Annotated in this window: 16 protein-coding genes and 4 pseudogenes; 11 read left to right on the top strand and 9 right to left on the bottom strand. The window is 67.3% G+C overall.

Annotated features, from left to right (window positions below; genetic code table 11):
• Positions 1 to 20: 20 nt before the first annotated feature.
• Together ACWGJB_RS29835 and ACWGJB_RS29830 are read right to left on the bottom strand one after the other, a co-directional pair.
• Positions 21 to 1,727 carry an IS1182 family transposase gene (locus ACWGJB_RS29835; protein ID WP_453383157.1) on the bottom strand — a complete coding sequence of 569 codons (1,707 nt, stop codon included), beginning with the start codon at positions 1,725 to 1,727 and terminating at the stop codon, positions 21 to 23.
• 144 nt (positions 1,728 to 1,871) lie between these two features.
• Entirely contained in the window at positions 1,872 to 2,072 is a 201-nt protein-coding gene (locus ACWGJB_RS29830; protein WP_453383156.1) for a hypothetical protein, read from the bottom strand.
• Between the two features lie 28 nt (positions 2,073 to 2,100).
• Here ACWGJB_RS29830 and ACWGJB_RS29825 point away from each other — a divergent pair.
• From ACWGJB_RS29825 to ACWGJB_RS29815, 3 genes and pseudogenes are all read left to right on the top strand, one after another.
• Positions 2,101 to 2,866, top strand: a pseudogene (locus ACWGJB_RS29825) (transposase).
• A gap of 162 nt (positions 2,867 to 3,028) precedes the next feature.
• Positions 3,029 to 3,763, top strand: a pseudogene (locus ACWGJB_RS29820) (IS5 family transposase).
• A 129-nt stretch (positions 3,764 to 3,892) separates the two neighbouring features.
• Entirely contained in the window at positions 3,893 to 4,351 is a 459-nt protein-coding gene (locus ACWGJB_RS29815; RefSeq protein WP_453383155.1) for an SMI1/KNR4 family protein, read from the top strand.
• A 405-nt stretch (positions 4,352 to 4,756) separates the two neighbouring features.
• Here the strand turns inward: ACWGJB_RS29815 and ACWGJB_RS29810 are convergent, their stop codons facing one another.
• From ACWGJB_RS29810 to ACWGJB_RS29790, 5 genes are all read right to left on the bottom strand, one after another.
• On the bottom strand, positions 4,757 to 5,698 hold the full coding sequence (locus tag ACWGJB_RS29810; protein ID WP_453383154.1) for an NADP-dependent oxidoreductase: 942 nt from the start codon (positions 5,696 to 5,698) through the stop codon (positions 4,757 to 4,759).
• Between the two features lie 463 nt (positions 5,699 to 6,161).
• Positions 6,162 to 7,061 carry an alcohol dehydrogenase catalytic domain-containing protein gene (locus ACWGJB_RS29805; protein ID WP_453383153.1) on the bottom strand — a complete coding sequence of 300 codons (900 nt, stop codon included), beginning with the start codon at positions 7,059 to 7,061 and terminating at the stop codon, positions 6,162 to 6,164.
• A gap of 450 nt (positions 7,062 to 7,511) precedes the next feature.
• Complete coding sequence (locus tag ACWGJB_RS29800) at positions 7,512 to 8,159, bottom strand: nitroreductase family protein (RefSeq protein ID WP_453383152.1); 648 nt, start codon at positions 8,157 to 8,159, stop codon at positions 7,512 to 7,514.
• 60 nt (positions 8,160 to 8,219) lie between these two features.
• Positions 8,220 to 9,044 carry an isocitrate lyase/PEP mutase family protein gene (locus ACWGJB_RS29795; RefSeq protein WP_453383151.1) on the bottom strand — a complete coding sequence of 275 codons (825 nt, stop codon included), beginning with the start codon at positions 9,042 to 9,044 and terminating at the stop codon, positions 8,220 to 8,222.
• A gap of 295 nt (positions 9,045 to 9,339) precedes the next feature.
• Positions 9,340 to 9,861, bottom strand: a complete 522-nt coding sequence (locus ACWGJB_RS29790; protein WP_453383150.1) for a carboxymuconolactone decarboxylase family protein — start codon at positions 9,859 to 9,861, stop codon at positions 9,340 to 9,342.
• A 959-nt stretch (positions 9,862 to 10,820) separates the two neighbouring features.
• Here ACWGJB_RS29790 and ACWGJB_RS29785 point away from each other — a divergent pair.
• Positions 10,821 to 11,438 carry a TetR/AcrR family transcriptional regulator gene (locus ACWGJB_RS29785; protein WP_453383149.1) on the top strand — a complete coding sequence of 206 codons (618 nt, stop codon included), beginning with the start codon at positions 10,821 to 10,823 and terminating at the stop codon, positions 11,436 to 11,438.
• 98 nt (positions 11,439 to 11,536) lie between these two features.
• On the opposite strand, the gene ACWGJB_RS29780 is transcribed toward ACWGJB_RS29785, so the two are convergent.
• Positions 11,537 to 13,549 (bottom strand): SpoIIE family protein phosphatase, encoded by a 2,013-nt coding sequence (locus ACWGJB_RS29780; RefSeq protein WP_453383148.1) that lies wholly within the window; start codon positions 13,547 to 13,549, stop codon positions 11,537 to 11,539.
• 396 nt (positions 13,550 to 13,945) lie between these two features.
• Here ACWGJB_RS29780 and ACWGJB_RS29775 point away from each other — a divergent pair, with 396 nt between their 5' ends.
• The 5 genes from ACWGJB_RS29775 (at position 13,946) to ACWGJB_RS29755 (ending at position 18,729) form a co-directional block, all read left to right on the top strand.
• Positions 13,946 to 14,617 carry a TetR/AcrR family transcriptional regulator gene (locus ACWGJB_RS29775; protein WP_453383147.1) on the top strand — a complete coding sequence of 224 codons (672 nt, stop codon included), beginning with the start codon at positions 13,946 to 13,948 and terminating at the stop codon, positions 14,615 to 14,617.
• 842 nt (positions 14,618 to 15,459) lie between these two features.
• Entirely contained in the window at positions 15,460 to 15,843 is a 384-nt protein-coding gene (locus ACWGJB_RS29770; RefSeq protein WP_453383146.1) for an MmcQ/YjbR family DNA-binding protein, read from the top strand.
• A gap of 125 nt (positions 15,844 to 15,968) precedes the next feature.
• Complete coding sequence (gene pdxR / locus ACWGJB_RS29765; RefSeq protein ID WP_453383234.1) at positions 15,969 to 17,327, top strand: MocR-like pyridoxine biosynthesis transcription factor PdxR; 1,359 nt, start codon at positions 15,969 to 15,971, stop codon at positions 17,325 to 17,327.
• A 136-nt stretch (positions 17,328 to 17,463) separates the two neighbouring features.
• Positions 17,464 to 18,072 (top strand): IS3 family transposase, encoded by a 609-nt coding sequence (locus ACWGJB_RS29760; RefSeq protein WP_453383233.1) that lies wholly within the window; start codon positions 17,464 to 17,466, stop codon positions 18,070 to 18,072.
• Between the two features lie 12 nt (positions 18,073 to 18,084).
• Positions 18,085 to 18,729 carry an RraA family protein gene (locus ACWGJB_RS29755; RefSeq protein ID WP_453383145.1) on the top strand — a complete coding sequence of 215 codons (645 nt, stop codon included), beginning with the start codon at positions 18,085 to 18,087 and terminating at the stop codon, positions 18,727 to 18,729.
• A 413-nt stretch (positions 18,730 to 19,142) separates the two neighbouring features.
• Here the strand turns inward: ACWGJB_RS29755 and ACWGJB_RS29750 are convergent.
• Positions 19,143 to 19,974, bottom strand: a pseudogene (locus tag ACWGJB_RS29750) (GlxA family transcriptional regulator).
• 136 nt (positions 19,975 to 20,110) lie between these two features.
• Between ACWGJB_RS29750 and ACWGJB_RS29745 the strand changes: the two are divergent.
• Positions 20,111 to 20,749 (top strand): HD domain-containing protein, encoded by a 639-nt coding sequence (locus ACWGJB_RS29745; protein WP_453383144.1) that lies wholly within the window; start codon positions 20,111 to 20,113, stop codon positions 20,747 to 20,749.
• Between the two features lie 68 nt (positions 20,750 to 20,817).
• Positions 20,818 to 21,073, top strand: a pseudogene (locus ACWGJB_RS29740) (hypothetical protein); the annotation flags it as partial.

Genomic DNA, 21,073 nt, shown 5'->3' with positions numbered 1-21,073 from the left:
GGATCTTGGAGTTGCCGAGGTCAGGTGCCCAGGGTGCGCCAGGATTTTGGCCGGGGGATTTCGCGCTGGTCGAGGTAGTTCTGGAAGGCGGTCGGTCGGCGGCGAGGGGGTGCTTCCTCGGTCGGTGGGAGACCGCTGAGACGCTCGATGTTGATGGCGATGGCGGTCAGGACGTGCTGGACGTGGGCTTTGCTCTGTCCTCGGTAGCGGCAGCGGCGCATGCCGTGGCCGTGGGCGAACTCGTTGACCGTACCCTCCACTCCGGAGCGGACCGCGTAGCGGGTCTTCCAGTCGGGAGTCTGCTGCTCGGCACGGACACGGAGTTGCAGGTCGCGGAGTTCTCGTGGGGGAAAGCCGACGGTGCGGGTGCTTTCGCGGGAGGTGGTGCACTGGGCGCGGGCCGGGCAGGGGCGGCACTGGCTCTTGGTGAACCTGGCCACGATCAGCGGGGCCGCGGTGGGTGAGGAGGTCGGGTAGGGGCCGTGCCAGCCCTGGCTGACCTGGCCCTGAGGGCAGGTGACCTGTCGGCGGTCGTAGTCGATGTGGAAGTCGTCGCGGGCGAAGCCCTCGCCGCGGCGGTGTTGCCGGGTGGGGTTGCTGCGGAGTGGCCCGGAGACGGTGACCTGGTGGTCACGTGCGGCTTGTTCCAGGTGGGGCAGGGAGGTGTAGCCGCTGTCGACCAGGTGCTCGGCGGGCAGCAGGCCGCGGTGGTGCAGGCGGGTGTGGATGCCGGGCAGGACCTTGCTGTCATGGGTGGTGGACGCGGTGGTGGCCACGTCCGTGATCACGTTGGGGCCGTCCGGAGCACACGTCTCCGTCAGATGGGCGGAGAACCCCTTCCAGCTGATGATGTGCCCGTGGCGGGCATAGCGGGCCGAGGTGTCGTAGGGGGAGACGATCGCCCGGGACGAGGGCGGCAGCCCGGGTCCGTCCTCGGACTCGGCGGTGCGCCAGCGCAGGCGTCCCGCGGCGTCGCGGTGATAGTTCTGCACCATGATCTGGCGCAGGGCTTGGACACGAGGGCCCGACGCGCGCTCTCCCCCGTGCCGGTAGAGGTGCTCCAGGAGCCGGACGGCGTCGTCGCCGGTGGCGAGAATCCTGGTCTTGGGCTTGGTGGGGTTCTTGCCCAGGCGGACCGGACGGCCGTAGCGGCGCCCCCAGTCCTCGTCGACCAGCCCGTCCAGCAGGTGCGGAGCGGTGCCGGCGACTTCCTCCAGCGCGGCGCGGACCGCCTCGGTGACCAACTCCAGCCGGGTCAGGTCGCGCACCGCTGCCAGGACATGGGTGGAGTCGGTGCGCTGTGTGGTGCGCTCCCGCACCAGGCCGGCCTCCTTCAGGCGGGCCAGCGCGAGGTCGGGGAGGCGGTCGGCGCGGTCGCCCTCGGTGAGACGATCGCGGAAGTCGGCCAGCACACTGTGGTGGAAGCCGGGATCATCCAGTTCCATGGCCATCGCGTACTTGAAGTCGATGCGGCAGCGCACCGCCTCGGCGGCCTGCCGGTCCGACAGGCCGAGCACGAACTGCAGCACACAAACGGTGGCCAGTTGGGTGGGCGAGAGGCCCGGACGTCCGTCACGCGGATACCAGTCCGCGAAGTCCTCGTCACGCCACAGCCCGTCCAGGCGGTCTCTCACCCACATCGCCGCCGTACCGTCCGGGTTGCTCGCCCGCGCGATCTGCGCGGTCAGAAGCGGGACTTGCTCACCGGAACGAGGACGGAGCGACAACGAACACCTCGACAACTGCATGGGCTCTCGGAACACCCCGAGCATGCCCACCGATCACGCCGGCGCACCGGGCAACTCCAAGATCCCCGACAGAGTCAAGCTAAGGGTTGTCCCGTAACTGCCATCGGCAGTCCGCGCGACGGTCTACGGACGGACGCACCGCGCCAGTTCGCCGTACTTCATGCCGCTGGAGTAGAGAACCCCCTGGTGATTTCGACCCATGAACTTGATGCCTCGGGTACGCCGCTCCACATGAGTCAACCGGAGGACTTGGGTGCCCGACTCGGTCGAGAGCTCCAGGAGGTCACCAGGCTGGAGGTCCTCGGCGAGGACATCGATGGTCATGGCCGGGATGGTACGGCTTCATGGTGTTGTGGCTAGTGTGATCACGGCGTCGGAGCCCTCCTGGATAGCCCCGTTCAGCGGACTGAGTCCGCGGCAGTTCGGCAAGCTGGTGACGGTGCTGCGGCGCGAGGGTGCGGACGCGGTCCGCAAGGGCCGGCCGTGGAGCCTTCCGCTGGAAGACCGGGCACTGCTGGTCGCGGCCTACTGGCGCACGAACCTGACCATGCGCCAACTGGCCCCGCTATTGGGCGTTTCGAAGTCAGCGGCGGACCGGATCATTGACGACATCGGGCCGATGCTCGCCCTCCAGCCCCGCAAACGGTTCGCCAAGGACACCGTGCTCATCGTGGACGGCACCCTGGTGCCCACCCGCGATCACACCGTCGCCGAGCAGTCGAAGAACTACCGATATTCCACCAACCACCAGGTCGTCATCGACGCCGACACCCGCCTCGTCGTAGTCGTCGGCCGGCCCCTGCCCGGCAACCGCAACGACTGCAAGGCATGGGAAGAATCCGGCGCCAAGGACGCCGTCGGCACGACCATGACCATCGCCGACGGCGGCTACCCGGGCACAGGGCTGGTGATGCCCCACCGGCGCCGCAAGGCCGAGGAGCTGCCGGACTGGAAACAGGCACACAACAGGTCCCACAAGCAGGTCCGCGCCCGCGTCGAGCATGTCTTTGCCCGCATGAAGACCTGGAAGATCCTGCGCGACTGCCGCCTCAAACGCGACGGAGTGCACCACGCCATGCTCGGCATCGCGGATGCACAACCTCGCTCTCGCCGAATAGACCACCAGCCGAAACAGCAGCCCGCCATGCCCGAGACCACTCAGAGATCATTTACGGGACAGCCCTTACAGCGGCTAACACAATGAGGTGGATCGTCCCCGGTTGCCGTGTCCGGGGCGGGAGTTGAGCGTTCGGCTCAGTGTGGGGACTTCGCCGTAGGTCGTGCCGGATGAGCGGTGGGATCGCCTGGAGCCGCTGCTGCCGCAGCGTGAACGGCGCTTCCGGTACCCGGGCCGGGATCCAGTGGGAGTACCTCCCGAAGGAGCTGGGCTTCGGCTCGGGCATGACCTGCTGGCGACGCCTGCGGGACTGGAACGAGGCTGGCGTCTGGCAGCGGTTGCACGAGGTCCTGCTGGCAGAACTGAACGCGGCCGCACGTCTGGACTGGTCCCGCTGTGTGGTCGACTCCTCGCACGTCAGGGCGCTAAAAGGGGGCAGCACACGGGCCCGTCGCCGGTCGACCGGGGCCGGGCCGGCTCCAAGCATCACTTGATCACCGACGGGCGCGGCACCCCGCTCGCGGTCCTGCTGACCGGCGGCAACCGCAACGACGTCACCCAGCTCCTGCCCCTGCTCGACGCGATCCCGCCGGTCCGCGGCCGGGTTGGTCATCCTCGACGGAAGCCGGACTCGCTGTTCGCCGACCGCGGCTACGACCACGACATCTACCGCGACCAGGTCCGCGCCCGAGGCATCGTGCCCGCGATCGCCCGCCGCGGCACCCTGCACGGCACCGGACTGGGCACCTACCGCTGGGTTGTGGAGAGGAGTTTTGCCTGGCTGCACGGTTTCCGACGCCTGCGCATCCGCTGGGAACGGCGAGCCGACATCCACGAAGCGTTCCTCAAACTCGCCTGCTGCCTCATCACCCATCGGCAACTCAGGGCATTGTGCTGACACCGGAAACGCTGGGCACCCCATGGATGTCCATGGCTCATGCCATGATCCGGCCTCATGAGTGACCGATCGCTTTCACCTGCCTGGCTGGCCTCGTGGACAGACAGAGTCTCCGGGATTCTCACGGCCATGACAGGCGAGTTCGAGCATCGGCACGGCTTCCCACCTGGGACCAACCAGGTCCGGCCGGCCGACCACGACGATCAAGCCGCGGCTCGCACGCTCGCCCAAGTCACCCCTACACCAGCTGACCTGGTCACCTTCTACGAAAGCATCGGCGATGTCACCTGGGCGGACGTCGGCAACGGCTACTTCCTCGATCCGGCCGGTGACGTCCTGCTGCGGGTCCAGGAGTACGGCGTTGTCGACGTCGGCACGGACCAAAAGGCCCATGGCCTGGTCATCGGCTCGAACGGCGGCGGCCTGATCTATGTCGCGGGGCCCGATGGGGCCGTCTACCGGACGCGGACGGCGTCGCTGGACGAACCGCAGGTCGACAAGGTGGCCGATGACCTACGACAGTTCCTGGAGCTGCTGGAGCGCTCCCTGGCAAGGTTCAACACCGACGGTGATCCGGGATACCTGTAAGCGCAGGCTCCAGCGCCCATTTTGTTAGGCGTTGTAAGCCACGTCCTTTCAAGGATCTTTCGGTACATGACGTCAAGATCCGAATCCTCAGTGACGTTGCGCTAATCCATGGCCGCAGCACGTACACCGTGCTCGCTGATGGAGCTGAGCAAGAAGCCTGTACACGGACACGTATCAGAAGCGTGGGGGGACCTGGGTCTGCGTGTCAGCGTGCGCGATCGCGCCGGGCACCTGATCGCCGCGGGCAGGGGCGGCCACCTCAGCTCACGGCATCGATGAGATGAAGAGCACCCGCGACAGCTGGTAGCGCGGTCTGAACCTGACGCAATTCGGGGTGCTGTCGCCGGGGCTGTCCCGCGACGACACCCCGGTCACCTCGGCTTGCGTGAGATGTCGTCCGCGGCTTCACTGCATGCGGATGATCGTCTTTCCGTTGACTTTCTGGGACGGGTTGAAGGCGGCGACAGCGTCGTCGAGGTTCGCGACCTGGCCGATATGCGTCCGCAGACGTCCCTCCCGTACCCGCCGGGCGATCTCGCCCAGCTGGGCGCGGTCGGAGACGACAACGAAGTCGACCGCCAGGCCGTCGGCCGGCCGCACCTCCGGCGGGCCGGTGACGGTCACGAATGTTCCGCCACCTCGCACCAGCCGGGCCGACCGAGCGCCGATGTCGCCGCCGAACACGTCGAAGACGAAGTCGACGCCGCCGACGTCTTCCAGCGTGTCGTTGTCGAGGTCGACGAACTCGTGTGCGCCGAAGTCGAGTGCGCCCTGGCGGTGGGCGGCGCGTCCGGTGCCGATGACGTACGCACCGGCCTCCCGCGCGAGCTGAGCCGCCATCGATCCGACCGCGCCGGCGGCGCCGTGCACGAGCACGCTCTGCCCCACCGAGAGGTGCCCGTGCTCGAACAGCCCTTGCCAGGCAGTCAGTCCCGTCATCGCGACGCTCGCGCCGACCGTGAAGTCGATGTCACCGGGCAGCGGCGCGAGGTTGCGCGCCTCGACGACGACGTACTGCGCGAGGGTGCCGTCGCGGGTCCAGTCCGTGAGGCCGAACACGCGCTGCCCGACCGACAGCCCTGCCGTTCCATAGCTGAGAGAGGTGACCACGCCCGCTACCTCGTGTCCGGGGATCGAGGGCGTCCGATCCCGGCCGAGGCGATCGACCCAGGTCGAGGGCCACTCCAGCTCGTCCCCGGTGAAACCCGACGCATGAACTTCGACGACGACGTCGCCATAGTTCGCGCCGTCAAGACTGGCGAGCCGCGCCGTCTCCGGATCGGGCCGTTCAGCCAGCGTCATCCCCGCGGTTCCTGCAGCGGGGTCCGTGACCACGATCGCTTCCATTTGTGTTTCTCCTTCTGTACAAGCTCTGCCCGTTCCCGTCGCGATGTGGACGGGAACGGTGTGCGTGCCGGGCGCCACAACGTGTCCGGCCGGTTGGGCAGGGTCGTCGCGGCCGTGGCGCAGACCCCGTAGGGTCATGTTCGCGTCGATGGGAAAGCCCGGCTGCCACTGCAGGCAGTGGTTGGGAGGCCGCTGGCCTCGCTGGTCCGATCTCGTGATGAGCTTCGCCGGTATCGCCACCCACTCCGTCGCGTGCGTAGCTGCTCCGGCCCGCCGCTGCTCACTACTGCCCGGCGCTAGTGGGCAGCGGGCGCAGGAACGGCTCCGTTTCGGTCGAGGCGGCCGACAGATGGGACGCGTCCAAGTCCCCCCTCACTGCATGGCCACGCCGATGCGCAGTCTCGCGGCTCGTGCCCCGCGCGCACCGTGGCCCACCATCGGGATCGCTCCGTGGCAGGGCGCATCATGCTGGCATGAGCACGAACTTCTTACCGCCGGCCCGTCCGGCAACCACCCGGGTGAATGCGGCCGGTCCTTCGCTGAGCGGCAGGGGTTCTGGTGCGAGTTTCAAGGTTCCAGCCGCAGCCTGCTCCGCCAGCTGGGCAAGCTGCGCGGCGTTGGGCTCGATGTAGAGGTCCCAACTCGTGATGCCTCGTTCCTCCGCAGACGCGTCCGAGGTCAGGGAGCACAGCCGGCCGCCGTCACGCACCAAAGGCAGGGCTGCGGCCGCGGTGCCGGCGGCGATGATGAGGGCAGCGTCGAACCCGCCGCGTACCTCGGTCGACCAGTGCGGATCGTGGTAGTCGACAACTTCCATCGCTCCCAGACCGAGCAGACGCTCTGCAGCGGTTGCAGATGCGGTCGCGGTTACCTCGATGCCCTGGGCCGCGGCGAGTTGGACGGCCAGGGCTCCGGTGCCCCCGCCTCCGTTGGTGATCAGGAGCCGCTGTCCTCGGCTGAGGTCCAGCTTCTCCAAAGCCTGCAGCGCGGTGAGCCCATTGACAGGCAGGGCCGCTGCGTGTGCGGCGTCCAAGCCTGCTGGCCAGGCCGCCGCGTGATCCGCGTTGATCAGAACGCGTTCGGCCCAGAAGCCGCTTCCTCCGGGCAGCGGGGCTTCGTGCGCGAGCACCCGGTCACCCACGGCAAACTGGGTGACACCCGCACCGACGGCCAGCACCTTGCCTGCGCCCTCCACTCCCAGCGCCGCCGGGAGGCGCAGCCCCACGTCCCAACGAGCGTCGATTTCCAGTTGGTCCCACGGTCCGACCCCGGCGGCCTCAACCGCGACCAGGATCTGGCCCGGCTCGGGAGATGACGGTTCGGGCAGTTCCAGCAGCGCGACTTCCGTCTCTGCCCTGGACACTCCGCACGCCTTCATAGTGGATCTTTGTCCTCTCACTCGGTCCGGCCGACCAGGAGGTACGGGCCGGGAAACTAAATCCGGCGGCGGTGTCGAATAGGGACATTCCGCACGTCTTCAGAGTAGATCTTTGTCCTCGCGCTCAGTTCGACCGACTGGTTCCAGGTCCCCAGCGCTTCAGGCAGCAGCGTTGCCGCCGACGTCAGGTTCCGCGCCGCTTCGCGCTGCGCCGTTCGACAACCGGCACGGTGCGGGTCGGAGAAGCCGTTGCCGGGCAAGCCGGAGGTCCGCCGACGCCGCTGGATCATTCGGATCACCGACGACCGGGGGCGCCGACCGGTGACCGGCGGCGCCGGCCGCCGGTCTGGCTCTCCGGGGTGAGCCGGCCTCGAGGACCAGCGGCGTCCGCAGCCTGCGGACTTCGGCCCCGGTCGTTCCCCGTGCCGTCGTTGGTCAGACGAACGTGAACAGCTGGTCGGTTTCGAAGCGTGAAACCGGGCTGCTGTACACCTTCTCGGGATCGGGGTAACCGAGCGCCAGCAGCACGGTCGTGGTGTGTCCGGTTTCGCGGATCTTGAACGCCTTGTCGACGCTGGTCGGGTCGAACCCTTCGAGGGGCATGGCTTCGACGCCGAGCTCAGCAGCCGCCATCATGGTCAGACCCATCGCGAGGTAGGTCTGCTTTTCCATCCAGTGGTTCAGGTCCTTGTAGCCGTAGTTGCGCAGGTTGAGGAAGTCGCGGGTCATGGACTCCCACCGCGCCTGCTTGGCCGGGTCGGGGAACCGGCCGTCGGCCCGCTCCTTGTCGAACACCGCCTGGAGGTGGCCTTCGGGAAGATCCGCCCTGGTGGTGAGGATGACGGTGTGTGAGGCGTTCAGGATCTTCTCGCTGTTGTCCTGGAATCGTTCGCCGAGGTTGGCCGCCAGCCGCTCCTTGCCTTCGGGCGTGGCGAGGACGTAGAAGTGGTTGGGCTGCACGTTCGTCGACGACGGCGTCGAGCGCAGGAATCCCAGCAGTTGCTGGAGTGTCTCCTCGGGGATCGTCTTGCTGGGGTCGAAGTACCTGGTGAGGTGCTTGTTCATGAGCTTGCCGAGATCCATGTCATCCTGCCTTTGTTTTGTGATCACGAGTTGAAGAGTCAGTGATTCGTGCTGATCGGGTTAGTTCTTGCCGTGGGCCAGCAGTTCGTTGACGCGGGCGAAGCTCATGCCCGTCGTCGCCGAGGCGAGGTCGCCCGCGAGGAGTGCTTTCACGGCCTCTTCGACCGCCCCCATCGCGTGGGCGTAGAGCAACGGACCCAAGCTGATGCGCTTGACCCCTGCCTGCTGCAGTTCGGCGACGGTGAGCACTTTGTCCGACGGAGACACCAGGACGTTGACCGGTGTCGGGGCGACCGCGGTGACGATCGCGACGAGTGCGTCGCGGTCGGGTGGGAACGGCGCGTAGACCACATCTGCGCCCACCTCGGCGAAGGCCGTCAGACGCCGAATGGTGGCGTCGAGATCCGGTCGCCCCTGGATGAAGTTGTCGGTGCGGCCGGTAACGACGATGCGTCCCTTCGAAGCGTCAACGGCGCTCCGTACGCGACTGACTGCTTCGTCGAAGTCGCGGATCGGCATTTCGGGATCGCCCGAGGTGTCCTCCACCCCGATACCGGCCAGGCCAAACTCCACGGCGGCCTCGACGGTCGCGGCGACGTCCTCAGGCGTGTCGCCGTATCCGTCCTCGAAGTCTCCGTTGACGGGCAGCCCCGTGAGGCGGCCGAGCAGCCGCGCGTGCTCAAGGTGCTCTTCGCGGGTGACTTGGTGACGCCCGTCGAGGCGGCCGAGCGTGGCGGCGATCGCCGCGGACGATGTCGCGATCGCCTCGAAGCCGGCATCGGCCAGCATCAGCGCCGAGAGTCCGTCCCAGGCGTTGGGCATGACGAGGCCACCGTCGCGGGTGTGCAGCGCCATGAATTGCTCATAGAGTTCGGAGCCCGGCATGACGAGCCTTCCTGAATGATCGTTGACTCAGTGGGGGGTTGCCGACTGCGTGCCCGGGCCGCGTCCAGGGTTCCAAAGAACAACCGGCGGGCGGGGGCGTTGCCGGGGGCCGCGTGGCGCTTCCTGACGCCGCTCGGGCCTCAACAGACGCGATGACGCGGACCGTGGACGATTCTGCGGACTCGACGAGGCGGGTCCGGCGCGTGCCCTCGCCCACCGGAGTTCCCATGTATCCCGCAGCACGGCGGTGGGTCTCTCCGCGGGCCGCCGGGGGGCGGCGGTCCGGGGCACGGGTTCACTGGGGCACGGTCGTATCGCCCGAGTCGACGGCGGGGATGTCGAGGTCGGTCTGGTTGACGTTGTTGATGAAGTTGGTGAGCAGGAACTGCACCGCGACCGCGACGATGGCGAGGATCTGCGCGTCGGTGTATCCGGCGCCCCGTACCTCCGCGAGGTCGGTGTCGCTGACCTGCCCGCGGCTCTCGACCACCTGCTGCGCGAAGCGGGCGGCCGCGGCACGTTTGGGATCGACCGAGCTCCCGAGGCGGGCGAGCTTGATGTCGTCGTCCGACATGCCGCCGAATTCGGTCGCGACGTGGGTGTGCATCGCCAAGCAGTAACTGCAGCCGTTGGCCTGCGACACGGCCAGGGCGATGCTGTGCCGCGTCCTTCCGTCGAGAACCCGGCTCAGGGTGCCTTGCAGAGTCGTGACGACCTCAAGAACGGCCGGGTTGGCCGCGAGGGTCTTGAACATGTTCGGGACGAAGCCCAGCTGCGCACCAACGTTGCCGAGTATCTGCTGTGCGCCGGCAGGCACGTCCTCTGGAGCGGGACCATTAAGTCGTGACATGGCGAATCGACCTCCGATCAGGGTGTGAATAGTTGTCGAGCCCGAGCCGGGCTCGCAGTGCTTCGGAGCCCCGCCGCAGGCTCTGCCTGCGCCGGCCGCAACCTCGACGGTTGCGTCGGTTGCGCCCGGTGGCCTGCGTAGAGACGGGTGACTCCGTGGGTGCCGAGTTGCGGATCTCTTCATCACCTCGGACACCACATAGAAAGGACTATACAGACCAGAAATGTCAGTGCAACCCCTCTCTCGGAAGGGAAGGGTCCGCCAGGATTCCTGCGGGCGGGTCGAGATCGGGCGTCGTCATTAAATGTGCAGCTCAAAGCCACAGGTGAGCTTTCGTTGCGAGCGACTGTGTCAGTCGGACCGCGCGGGCTCGTGTCGGCGTGACTCGATCCGGACCGATTGACTGAGTGGACTATTTAGTCCATGATTGAGTGGGGGCTCGGCAGGAACAACGACAAGACCTGCCGGCTCTGCCTGCACCTCCATCTCGCATCCGTCACGAGGAGGTACTGGTTGACACGGCTGTCGCAGCACAGGTCATCGACGCCAGGGTGTCGCGCCGCCTCGGCGCCTACCTCGATGCGTCACGACCCCGGGCGGCACCGCGCCGGCCCTCTCCGTCGCTGCGTCAGGACGGAACCCTGCAGGTGGTTTTCGCCGAGGAGGCCCGGCAAGCCCCGGACCCCGGGGGCGCCGTGGCGGGCGGCCGCGGAACAGGGTGACGTCGGCCAGGTCCGGTCCTGGCTTACAGGCCGCGACGTCGTCGACACCTGCGTGAAGAATCACAAGGGCGTCATCTCTCGCCGGTCGGCCTTTATGGTCGTATCGGTGCCACAACTGATCGGCCTGGAGATCGGGGCCACCGCGCTTGTGATGCGCTGAACGGCTGAGCAGCACGAGTGAGTAACGTGCCTGAGGGAGACACCGTGTCCGCGACCAGCGATATTCGCCGCACGCCACGCGGCCTGCAGACCCATTCACGGATCGTTGATTCGGCGGCCAAGCTGTTTTATGTCAGGGGCGTCAACGCCACCACGCTCGATGACGTCCGGCTGGCGAGCGGAACGAGCAAGTCGCAGTTGTACAACCACTTCGAGGACAAACGCGCGCTGATCCACGCCGTGATCGACGTGCAGTCGAAGTTCGTCCTCGCCCGCGAGGAACAGCGCCTGCGCGGTGTGAAGACCCTCGCCGGTCTGCGTCGCTGGCGCGACGCCCTGGTCCACGCCAACTCATTGCAGGACGGCTCGTACGGGTGCGCGCTGGGAGCGATGTCGATTGAGCTGTCCGACAACGATGAGCAGTCCCGCCAAGCGCTCAACGCATCACTCGATGCCTGGCAACGGATGCTCGTCGAGACACTGACCCGGCTCCGCGTCCTCGGCGTACTCTCCGAGGACGCCGACCCACAACGGTTGGGCACGGGTCTGCTGGCCGCTCTGCAGGGAGGTTACGTGCTTGCACAGAACGCGCACAGCTCCGAGCCGATGGCCGTCGCGCTGGACATGGCGCTGGACCACATCGCGTTCTTCGCTCGCAACTGAGCCCACCTTCGCGGTTCGAGGAGCGCGTTCGGCTCCGCCGCCACCTGTCTGGAGCAGCTACCTGTACGACCTTGCCCGGCGCACGGACGCATCGAGTCTCATGCGCGCCGGATGACCAGCACAGCCACGTCGTCGAGGTGGTCTACCGCGACAGCGGCGTCGAGGACGCGGTCAGCGGTCTCCTCGGCATTCAGCCCGTCGTGGAGGGCCGCGCCGGCCAGTGTTCCGGCCCGTTCCAGTCCGGCCTCCAATGTGAGGCCCGGTCCTTCGACCACGCCGTCGGTGACCATGACCAGCGCGCTGTCCTCGTGCAATGCGAAGGTCTCCTCGCCGTACTCGGTGCCGAGCACGACTCCTAGCACCGGGCCTCCCGGCAACTCGTGGATGCTGTGGCTGCCGTCGTCGCGTGCGTACAGCAACGGCACATGGCCGGCGCTCGCACCGGTGACCCGTCCGTCGCCTGGGTCGATACGCAGCATGGTGCAGCTGGCGAATCGTGCTGAGCCCATCGTGACGAGCAGCTCGTTGGTGCGCGCCAGCACGGTTGCGGGACCCGGTTCGTGGGCGGCGATCGCGCGCATGGATGCGCGCACCTGTCCCATGAAGGCGGCGGCGTCCACGTCGTGCCCTTGGGCGTCGCCGATCTCCAGGGCGATGGCACCGTCGGGCATGACGAAGGCGTCGTACCAGTCTCCGCCGATGTCGAGCCCATCGCGGCTTGGTCGGTATCGGGCGGCGACCTCCAGGCCGGGGAGGTGCTCGGGCAGCGTGGGGAGCATGGTCTGCTGGAGCGCCGTGGCCAGTTCGACTCGTGCCTCTTGCAAGCTGACGCGTTTCAGTGCCTGGCCTGCAAGATCGGCAAGAGTACCCATGAGGGCGCGCTCGTCCGGGGACGAGTGATGTTCGCTGTCGTAGGTCACCAGCCAGGCCCCGAGCGGCTGACCGCCGATCGGGCTGAGGGAGGTGATCGAGATGGCGAAGCCGGAGTCGAGCTGGTCGAAGTAGGGCACCATGGCCCCGTGCGGCCAGCGGCGGATGTAGTCCTCCTTGTTGGGAATGAACTGCGGCTCGCCAGTGCGGATCACATGGGGCAGCGCGCTGGGGGCGTCTAGCGGCAGGCCTTGCAGGGCGGCCACCGGTATCGGGATCCCGGCATCGGAGGAAACGCGTAGGCGGCCTTGCGTGAGGAACGCTAGCGCGGCGCCGGTACCACCGAATGTCGCGGCGAGCCGGGTCAGGACGACCTGCCGTACTTCTTGCTCCGTGACTGCAGTCATCACGGCGGAAGAGAAGGCCGCGATCTCGTCGGCGCGCTGACGCTCAGCACTCAGCGCGTCCTTCGCTCTGCGTCTGCGCGCTTCCCTCTTGGTGTCATCGCGGATCACTCCGAAGACCCGCTCAGGGCCGCCAGACCCCAGAATGATCCGACGGGCCCGGCAGACCAGAAGGTGCCAGCCATCGCGCTCGGTAAGGAACCGCAACCTGATCCAGGGGGACCGGGCGGCCGTCGAGCGCACGAGCCGCCGCAGCGCCCCGTGGTCATCGGGGTGGACTCGCCGAACCACCTCGGACAGCGACATGGAGGCCTGCGGGAACAGCGCCGCCAAGGCGGGTGCACCACCCAGCCACTCCAGCTCGCGCTCCTGGGGTGAGTACATGCACAGACCGAGGTTGGCGGCCTTGGCTGCCAGGCGGAACGGGATCAGCAAGGCGCCCAAGTCGTTTCCCGCGTTCAATGAGTGCACCCACACCAGCGACTCGCCACCTGCGGGATCATTCACTGGTCGTGCCTCGACAAGGCAGACGACAGATGCTGTACCTGGCCCGGGGAACTCCAGCACCCGCATCGCAACCGTCTTCGTCGTGGCGGCGTGGGCCACGAGACTCTTGACCGCCGTCAGCTGGCTTGCGGGCAACAGATCACCGAAGCCACGACCCACGCACTGCTCCACGGACCTGCCCAGTGTCCTGGCCATTGCCGCGTTGAGGCTGCGGATCGTTCCGTCCAGGGTCAAAAGAGCCGACGGTGTAGCCGTCTGAAGAAGTTCGTCCGAGGCGTCCATTTGCCGCTCACCCTCATCGTCGAGCGATATGACCTCGTCGTCCTTCATCAACTATCTGCCGCAGAGCAGGCCTCGTCCACGCGGCCGGTCACTCTGGGGCGGCACCGGCCGACTGCGTGTATCGACGAACGCGGACGATCGTCCTCCCGGTGATCCGCTCGGTCGGATCGAAGGCGACGGCGGCGTCATCGCGTTCGGGACGTTGCCGATGGTCCCGTGCGCCTGGTCAATGGGGAGGGGACAAACAGAGGGGCGGGGACCGCTTCGGCCTCAGAGGCGGCGCCGCGGGCCTGGATCGTCCCGCGGTAGTGCCGGTCCGGAACCCAGGCGCACTCGGCCGGGTGCGTCTCCCGGCCGGTCCCGCCGCCCGGGAGGTGTTCAGAAAAAAGGACCTTGAGGTCCCTTTTTAATCCTGCTAGCCTACACAGCGGTAATCTGGCCTATGTGGCGGAACAGGCGCGCGACAGAAACGACTCCCGGCTGACTGAGCGCGGGCGGGCGACTCGGGAGCGCATTTTGAGGGCTGCCGCCGACATGATGTACGTCAGGGGCGTGTCTGCCACGACCCTCGACGAGGTCAGGGCGGCCAGCGGAACGAGCAAATCCCAGCTCTACCGCCACTACCCCGACAAGGATGCACTGGTGCGGGACGTTGTCGCGTTGCAGGCTGCTGAACTGCTCAAACGTCAGCACCAGCTACTTCAGCGGCTCAACTCCCTCCGCGGGCTGGAACGCTGGCGGGACGTGCTGATCGAGCACAACGGGCTCCGAAACGGGGCGTACGGCTGCCCGCTCGGATCCCTTGCAAGCGAGTTGGCCGATCAGGACGAAGAGGCACGCGAGGCGCTCGCCCGGCACTTCGACAGCTGGGAGGGACTACTCGAGGCCGGGCTCGAGCGAATGAAGGACTCGGGAGTCCTCAGGGCCGACGCAGATGCCGAAGAGCTGGCCACCGGCCTCATGGCCGCCCTTCAGGGTGGCTACCTCCTTGCGCAGACAGCCCAGGACGTCAAACCCATGAGGATCGCCCTGGACATGGCGATCGGTCACGTCAAGGCCTATGCCGTGCCTGCCGAGGACGCCAGTCCGCCGGTGGAAGGCCCTTCAGGGCACTAAGCCGTCTGCGGCAGAGCGGCACCGGGAAATCCTGGTGCCGCACCGCGGGCGGTCGACGTCGCAGTCTCCGGCGCCGGACCTTCCCCGCTTCCCGACATCCATAGGCGGGCCGGACGGGGGTTTGCCGTCAGAACGAGGCGGCTGTCCTCCCATTCTGTGCCCGGCGTAGCCCCATCTGCGCCTGTGATGTAGCCCATCCTCCAGTCAAAAGCGGAGGCCATCTCCCCAGGAGAGGACTATTTAGTCCCAAAAAATAGCCGACTTGCGGTACGTTTGGAGAGAGCGGTCTCCCGCGGACAGCTGAGCAGTCAAGCCTCACAGGGATCTCCAGGGCGGGTAAGCACCATGCACGTGGACGTCCAGTTCTCAATGGTCGGTCCCGTCCGGCTACGCGAACAGGGGGTCGAGGCCGGAGCCGGCCAGCCGAGGCAGCGCGCTGTCCTGGCTGCGCTGTTGCCCAGGCCAGGCAAACCGGTGAGCGCCTCGAAACCGGCGGAGCGCGTGCCGGGCGGCGACGCCCCTCCGGCCGCCGCGGGTTACGTTCGCGCGTACGTCTACCGCCCCAGACAGGCACTGAGTGAGCACAGCAACAGTTCCCTGAGCCTGGTCGACGGGGGCTGCCCACGGCAGAGCCAACGGGACGCTCTGGACCTGAACAGATTCACGGAGGCGACGGCAAGAGCGTGGAAGGCCCGCAGCGCCGACGGCCTCGCACCCGTGGCGGGCCTTCTCGCCCAGGACCTCGGGAGCGCCAATGCCGCACCGTCAGGCGGTCGCCGGAACCCACCTTGGGGCCTTGGCCGGTCGGCCGGGGCACTCGATTGACAGAGGAGTTGATCACTATGGACGGACAGGAGCTGCAGAAGATCGCGGGCGACTGCACCGTGGAACTGCCCGGCGCCGACCTGGAGCATCGTTTCGGTCCCGACTGGGACCTCTACAAGGTGCGCGGCAAGGTTTTCATGCTCATGACCGACATGCCGGGGCACCCTGTCGTGATCCTGAAAGCTGATCCGGACGACGCCGCAGCCCTACGGGAGCGGCACGCAGACATCACCCCCGGCTATCACATGAACAAGAGGCACTGGATCACGGTGGAAGGCGGGGGCACCGTCGACGAGGAGTTCATGAAGGAACTCGTGATCGACTCCTACCGTCTCGTGGTCGGCGGACTTCCCAAATCCGAGCAGCCTGTGGATCCGCACATCTATGGCCACCGGACCTGACCTCCACCATGCACGTCGAGCCCTTGGCCGCCCGCGGTACGACCAGTCCAGCGCGGCTACGGCAGGCCTTTGAGAGTGATCTGATTCGAGCTGGACGGGGTGTGCGACGCGCGCTGGCCGCAGCCATGCGCGAAGCCGTCCGCAGCGGCCGCCTGGCACCCGGCACACGGCTGCCCTCCTCCCGCCAGCTCGCCGCCGACCTCGGACTTGCCCGCAACACGGTGGCTGGCGCCTATGGCGACCTCGTCGCCGAGGGATGGCTTACCGCCCGCAGAGGCTCGGGCACAATCGTGGCAGACAGAACGATCACTCGACCGGTCCCGGTCCACTCGTCCGCCCAGCCGTCCGGTGAACCCTGCTACGACCTGATCCCAGGCAACCCCGACCTCACCGCGTTTCCTCGTGCCGCCTGGCTGAAGGCCACACGCCGCGCCCTGGCCGCGGCTCCCGACGACGCGTTCGGCTACGGTGACCCCCGCGGCCGGCCGGAGCTAAGGGCCGCACTCGCCGACCATCTCGCACGAGCCCGGGGCGTATACACGAGTCCGGAGCACATACTGATCTGCGCCGGCATCTCCCACGGCCTGCAGATCCTGAGCAAAGTCCTGGCCGGCCGCGGGGCAAGGAATGTCGCCGTCGAGTCCTACGGCCCAGACAGGCACCGCGGCCTGCTGGCGGCTGCCGGGCTGGAGACCCTCCCGCTCCCCCTGGATACTCACGGGACCGACCCGGTCCCGCCTGACGGCACCGATGCGGTCCTGCTCACGCCGGCTCACCAATTCCCTGTGGGCACGACGCTGCAGCGCGATCGCCGGACGGCCGTCGTGGACTGGGCCAGACGGACAGGCGGGCTGGTCCTGGAGGATGACTACGACGGTGAGTTCCGGTTCGACCACCAGTCTGTCGGAGCGCTCCAGGGACTCGCTCCAGACTGCGTGGTCTACCTGGGTACCGCCAGCCAGACCCTTGCTCCTGGCCTGCGGCTGGCCTGGATGGCGCTGCCTCCCGTGCTCGCTGAGGAAGCTGTCGCGGCCAAGGGACAGACCGACTCGTCCGAGGTATTGAGCCAGCTGACCATGGCGGAATTCATCACTTCCGGCGCCTACAGCCGTCAGGTACGTGCTGCCCGTCGGCGCTACCGCGATCGGCGGGACTCTCTGGTCACAGCCCTGGCCCGGCACGCCCCGAAGGTGCGCGTCACAGGGACAGCGGCTGGCCTGCATACCGTGCTCAGTCTGCCGCCCGGGACCGAGCAGCGCGTCCTTCAGTCGGCGACCAGGCAGGGACTCAAAGTGGCGGGACTGTCTCGATACCGCCATGAACGGTCCCTGAACGTCATGACCGATGCCCTCGTCGTGGGATACGGGGCGCCCTCCGACGCTGTATGGCCTCAGGCGCTCTCCGTGCTCATGCGGATCCTTTCCTGCGGATCCTTTCCTGACGCGCCCCCAAGTGGCCGGGCACTCGAAGGCGTCTCTTTCTAGGTGCGACGTCTCACGTCACAGCAGCCTGGGGTGCGCCGTCAGGAATGCACTCGCAGATTAGGCTGGCCGGCCTGTTGCGCAGGCTTCGAGACAGTCGCGCGCTTCCTCCCGAGGCGCCGATCGACCAGCTCAGAAGATCACCAAAGTCCACGAGCGGTCCCGCGGGACCTACGGGTCCCCGCCTATCCACGCCGTCCTGCTACGACAGGGCGACGGCTGCGGACGCCGCCGGATCGCCAGACTGATGCGAGGCGCCGGGCTGCAGGGCCGCCACCGCAGGCGACGGCAGCTGACGACGATCCCCGACCCGCGGGCCGCCGTCCGGCCCGACACTCTCCGCCGTCGTCTACCGCGCCCTCCTCAACGACGCCCACATCGGCACTCACGACGACTCATTTCGGCAAGCAGCCTGATCGACATAGAGGCAAGAGGACGCAACGCGGCCCCGACAGGGCGGCGGGGCGAGAACGGTGGCCAAGATGCCCTGCAAGCCTGTGAACGCGACACTGAAAGGGTTAGTGACAGTGAGAATGGCTCACACGCTGGGCGCAGTTCTCTGGCATACCTATTCGTCACTGGCCAGCGCGGAGGAGTGCCGGCGGTTCGGGTTCCGGCCCGGCGGACGGAGGCTCTGGCATACAGCACGCAGAAAGCCGGGCACGCGCAGCCTTTACGCGGCTCCGGCCCAGCCGAGGTACCTGACGGCGCCCCGGCGGTACGCCGGACAGAGCCCATGGCCCTTTGAAAGAGGAAGCTGATGGGGGACGAGACACTCGCTCGGAAGGCAGCCCGCCTGGGGTGCGCCACGCTCGTCGACGCCATGAACCGGGTCCACGGCCACCGAACGCACATACCCGCCATGTCGAGCCCCGACCCTCTCCGCTATCTCTTCGGGCCTGCAGCCACCATCTCCTATCTCCCCTACCGCGAGGACCTGGTAGCAGAGGGCCATGACTTCCGGTACTACTTCTACGGAGCACTCGGGAACCCGCCCGGGGCCGGCCAGGTGCTCGTGCTCTCCAGCGGAGGGCACGCCGACGTGTCCCACGGCGGGGGCACAAAGCTTGCCAGGGCAGACAGCACCGGGCTGGCCGGTGTCCTCGCCGACGGCCGGCTACGTGACTTCGGCCAGTTGCGTGGCTACAGCTTCGCTACCTGGTGCAGGGGGGAGGCGGTCCGATGGGGCGGCGACACGGTGATGCCATACGCCTGCGCTGTGGCTGTTGAGATTTCCGGTGTGTGCGTGAGTCCCGGTGACTACATCTACATGGACAGCGCCGGTGGCGTCGTGATTCCCTCCGCCAGCCTGCGGCGGGTGCTTGCCATCGCGGAGGACATCTCAGCCGAGGAAGCGGAGGCCGCGAAGGGCATCAGAAGTGAACAGGCGCAGCCAGGTGAGTAGCGGCGCAGACCCGCGGGAAGTGGCGGCTGCTGGAGGCCCCCTTCCCGTCGTGCCCACGCATGCGAGATCAGCACCCTGCCGAGCTGGGCGCCCTCTCCTGGGCCCGGTGCGTCCCGTTGGCGCTGCAACGAGGGCCCACGCGGTGCCGACGACGGCGACTTCACTCGCGAAAGCCCAGACTGCCAAGTGGTCGGGACCCAGCGTCACGGTGCACGCGACGACCAGTCGGCCGTCGCCGCGGGCTCTGGTGAGCAGGCCAGTCGGGGGACGTACTCCCTGAGCTCGCCTGGGAAAGCTGTGCTGTCGCGAGGCGCCGCGGATGCGGTGGACGAACCCGTCGTGTGGAACAAAATCGCGCCCAGGTAGCGCAACCGCCTATGACGCATCGGTGTCCGTACAGTGATAACTTCGCCTTACTGCTCCTCCGTATTGGCTCGGCGCGCTGTGCTGAAGCGGCGCTGATAGGCGGCAGGGCTGAGCGACAATTTCCTCACGAAAACTCTCCGCATACTCTCGTAATTCGGGAACCCGGCAAGGGATGCCGTCTGCGTTGCGGTGTGCCCTTGGTCGAGTAGAGCTTTCGCCATGTCGAACCGGATCATCTCCACGTACCGGGCTGGCGTGGTGGACAGCTCGTTATGGAAGAGCCGCGTGAGATGCCGAGGGCTCACATTAAGGTGCTGGGCGAGTTCGCCGAGTGAGTGGTTTCCCCCCGGATTCGCCGTGATCAAGTCGGTAATTCTGCGGAGGGCCGGAGATCGGGGCGGCGGTCCTTGCAGTGGGGCGGAGAACTGTGACTGGCCGCCCGAACGCTGCAAATAAACCACCAGGGCGCGGGCGACATCGCGGGTTAGATCAGGGCCGTGATCCTCCTCGACGAGTGCCAGTGCCAGGTCGATGCCGGCGGTCACGCCCGCCGAGGTGTAGGTGGTGCCGTCACGGACGTAGATCGCGTCGGGTTCGACGCGGCTGGCCCGGCAGCGGGCGGCGAGCTCGTGCGTGACCTTCCAGTGCGTGGTCGCACGCTTGCCGTCCAGGAGGCCGGCGGCGCCGAGGATGAATGCTCCGGTGCAGATGGACGCGACCCGGTCGGCCCGGCCCGCCAGCCGTCGGTGACACCAGCACGATCTTGTAGTCGGCAGCGAGCCGGTTCGCTTCCGCGAATACCTCTGCGGGGCCGGCCATGTCCAGAAGCTTGACCCCGTCATAGACGAGGATCGTGACCCTATGCGTGGCGGAGCCCACACCCCGCTGCCCGCATGTCCGGATTCGGGTGACTCATGGCCGGACCGAGGCAGCGCCGAACGGGGGCTGCTCGGCAGTGTGGAAGACGGACGCACCGTCCATTCGTAACACACCGATATCGGAAGGAGCAGAGGTCATGAGCGAGATCATCGCGGGCGTGGAGATTCCCGAAACGGCGGCGGTCGCCGAGGCCACCCGTCTCATGCAGGAGATGAGCAGCCCCCTCATCTACCATCACTCCCGGCGCGTTTTCGTCTTCGGCGTCATGCATGCTCACAGGCTCGGCCTGGAGCCCGACCCGGAGCTTCTCTACCTGTCCGCCATGTTCCACGACACCGGCCTCTTGACGCCGTTTTCCGACGTGGAGCAGCGTTTCGAGGTCGATGGAGCCGACCATGCACGCACGTTCATGCTCGACCGCGGTTTCCCGGCCACGGCCGCCGACGTGGTGTGGACGGCGATCGCGCTGCACACGACCCCGGGAATTCCCGGGCGGATGGGCCCGGAGATCGCCATCACGAATTTCGGGGTTCTGACCGACGTGCTCGGCCTGGGCCTGGACGAGCTGGATCGCAGCCAGGTGGACGAGATCACCGCCGTCCATCCGCGGGGCGACTTCAAGAACGAGTTTTTGCAGGCCTTCGTCGACGGACTCAAGCACCGCCCGGAGACCACGAACGGAACCGTGAATTCGGATGTGCTGGAGCACTTCATTCCCGGTTTCAAGCGCACGACCACGGTCGAGCGCATCATGGGTGCTCCCTGGCCGAGCTGATCAACGTGATGAAACGTGTGACTGGCCCTCGCGACGGGCATCGTCTCGGGCGAGGTGCGGCCTTCGCCGTGCTGGCCTGCGCCAATGTGGTGATGATGGCCACGGCAAGCGCACCGTCACCGATCTACCCGCTGTACCGGGAACGTTGGGGCCTGTCGGTCACGATGCTGACAGTGATCTTCGCCGTGTATGTCGTGGGTCTGCTCGGCGCCCTGCTGATGGTCGGATCGCTGAGCGACCAGCTGGGTCGCCGCCCCGGGGGGGGGGGGGCGCCACCCCACCCGACCCCCGCTCGGAGGTGTTGTGAGGGCGCGAGGGAGTTTT

Source organism: Streptomyces sp. NPDC054813, assembly GCF_053611365.1.
This window is presented reverse-complemented; position numbering and strand designations above follow the sequence as displayed.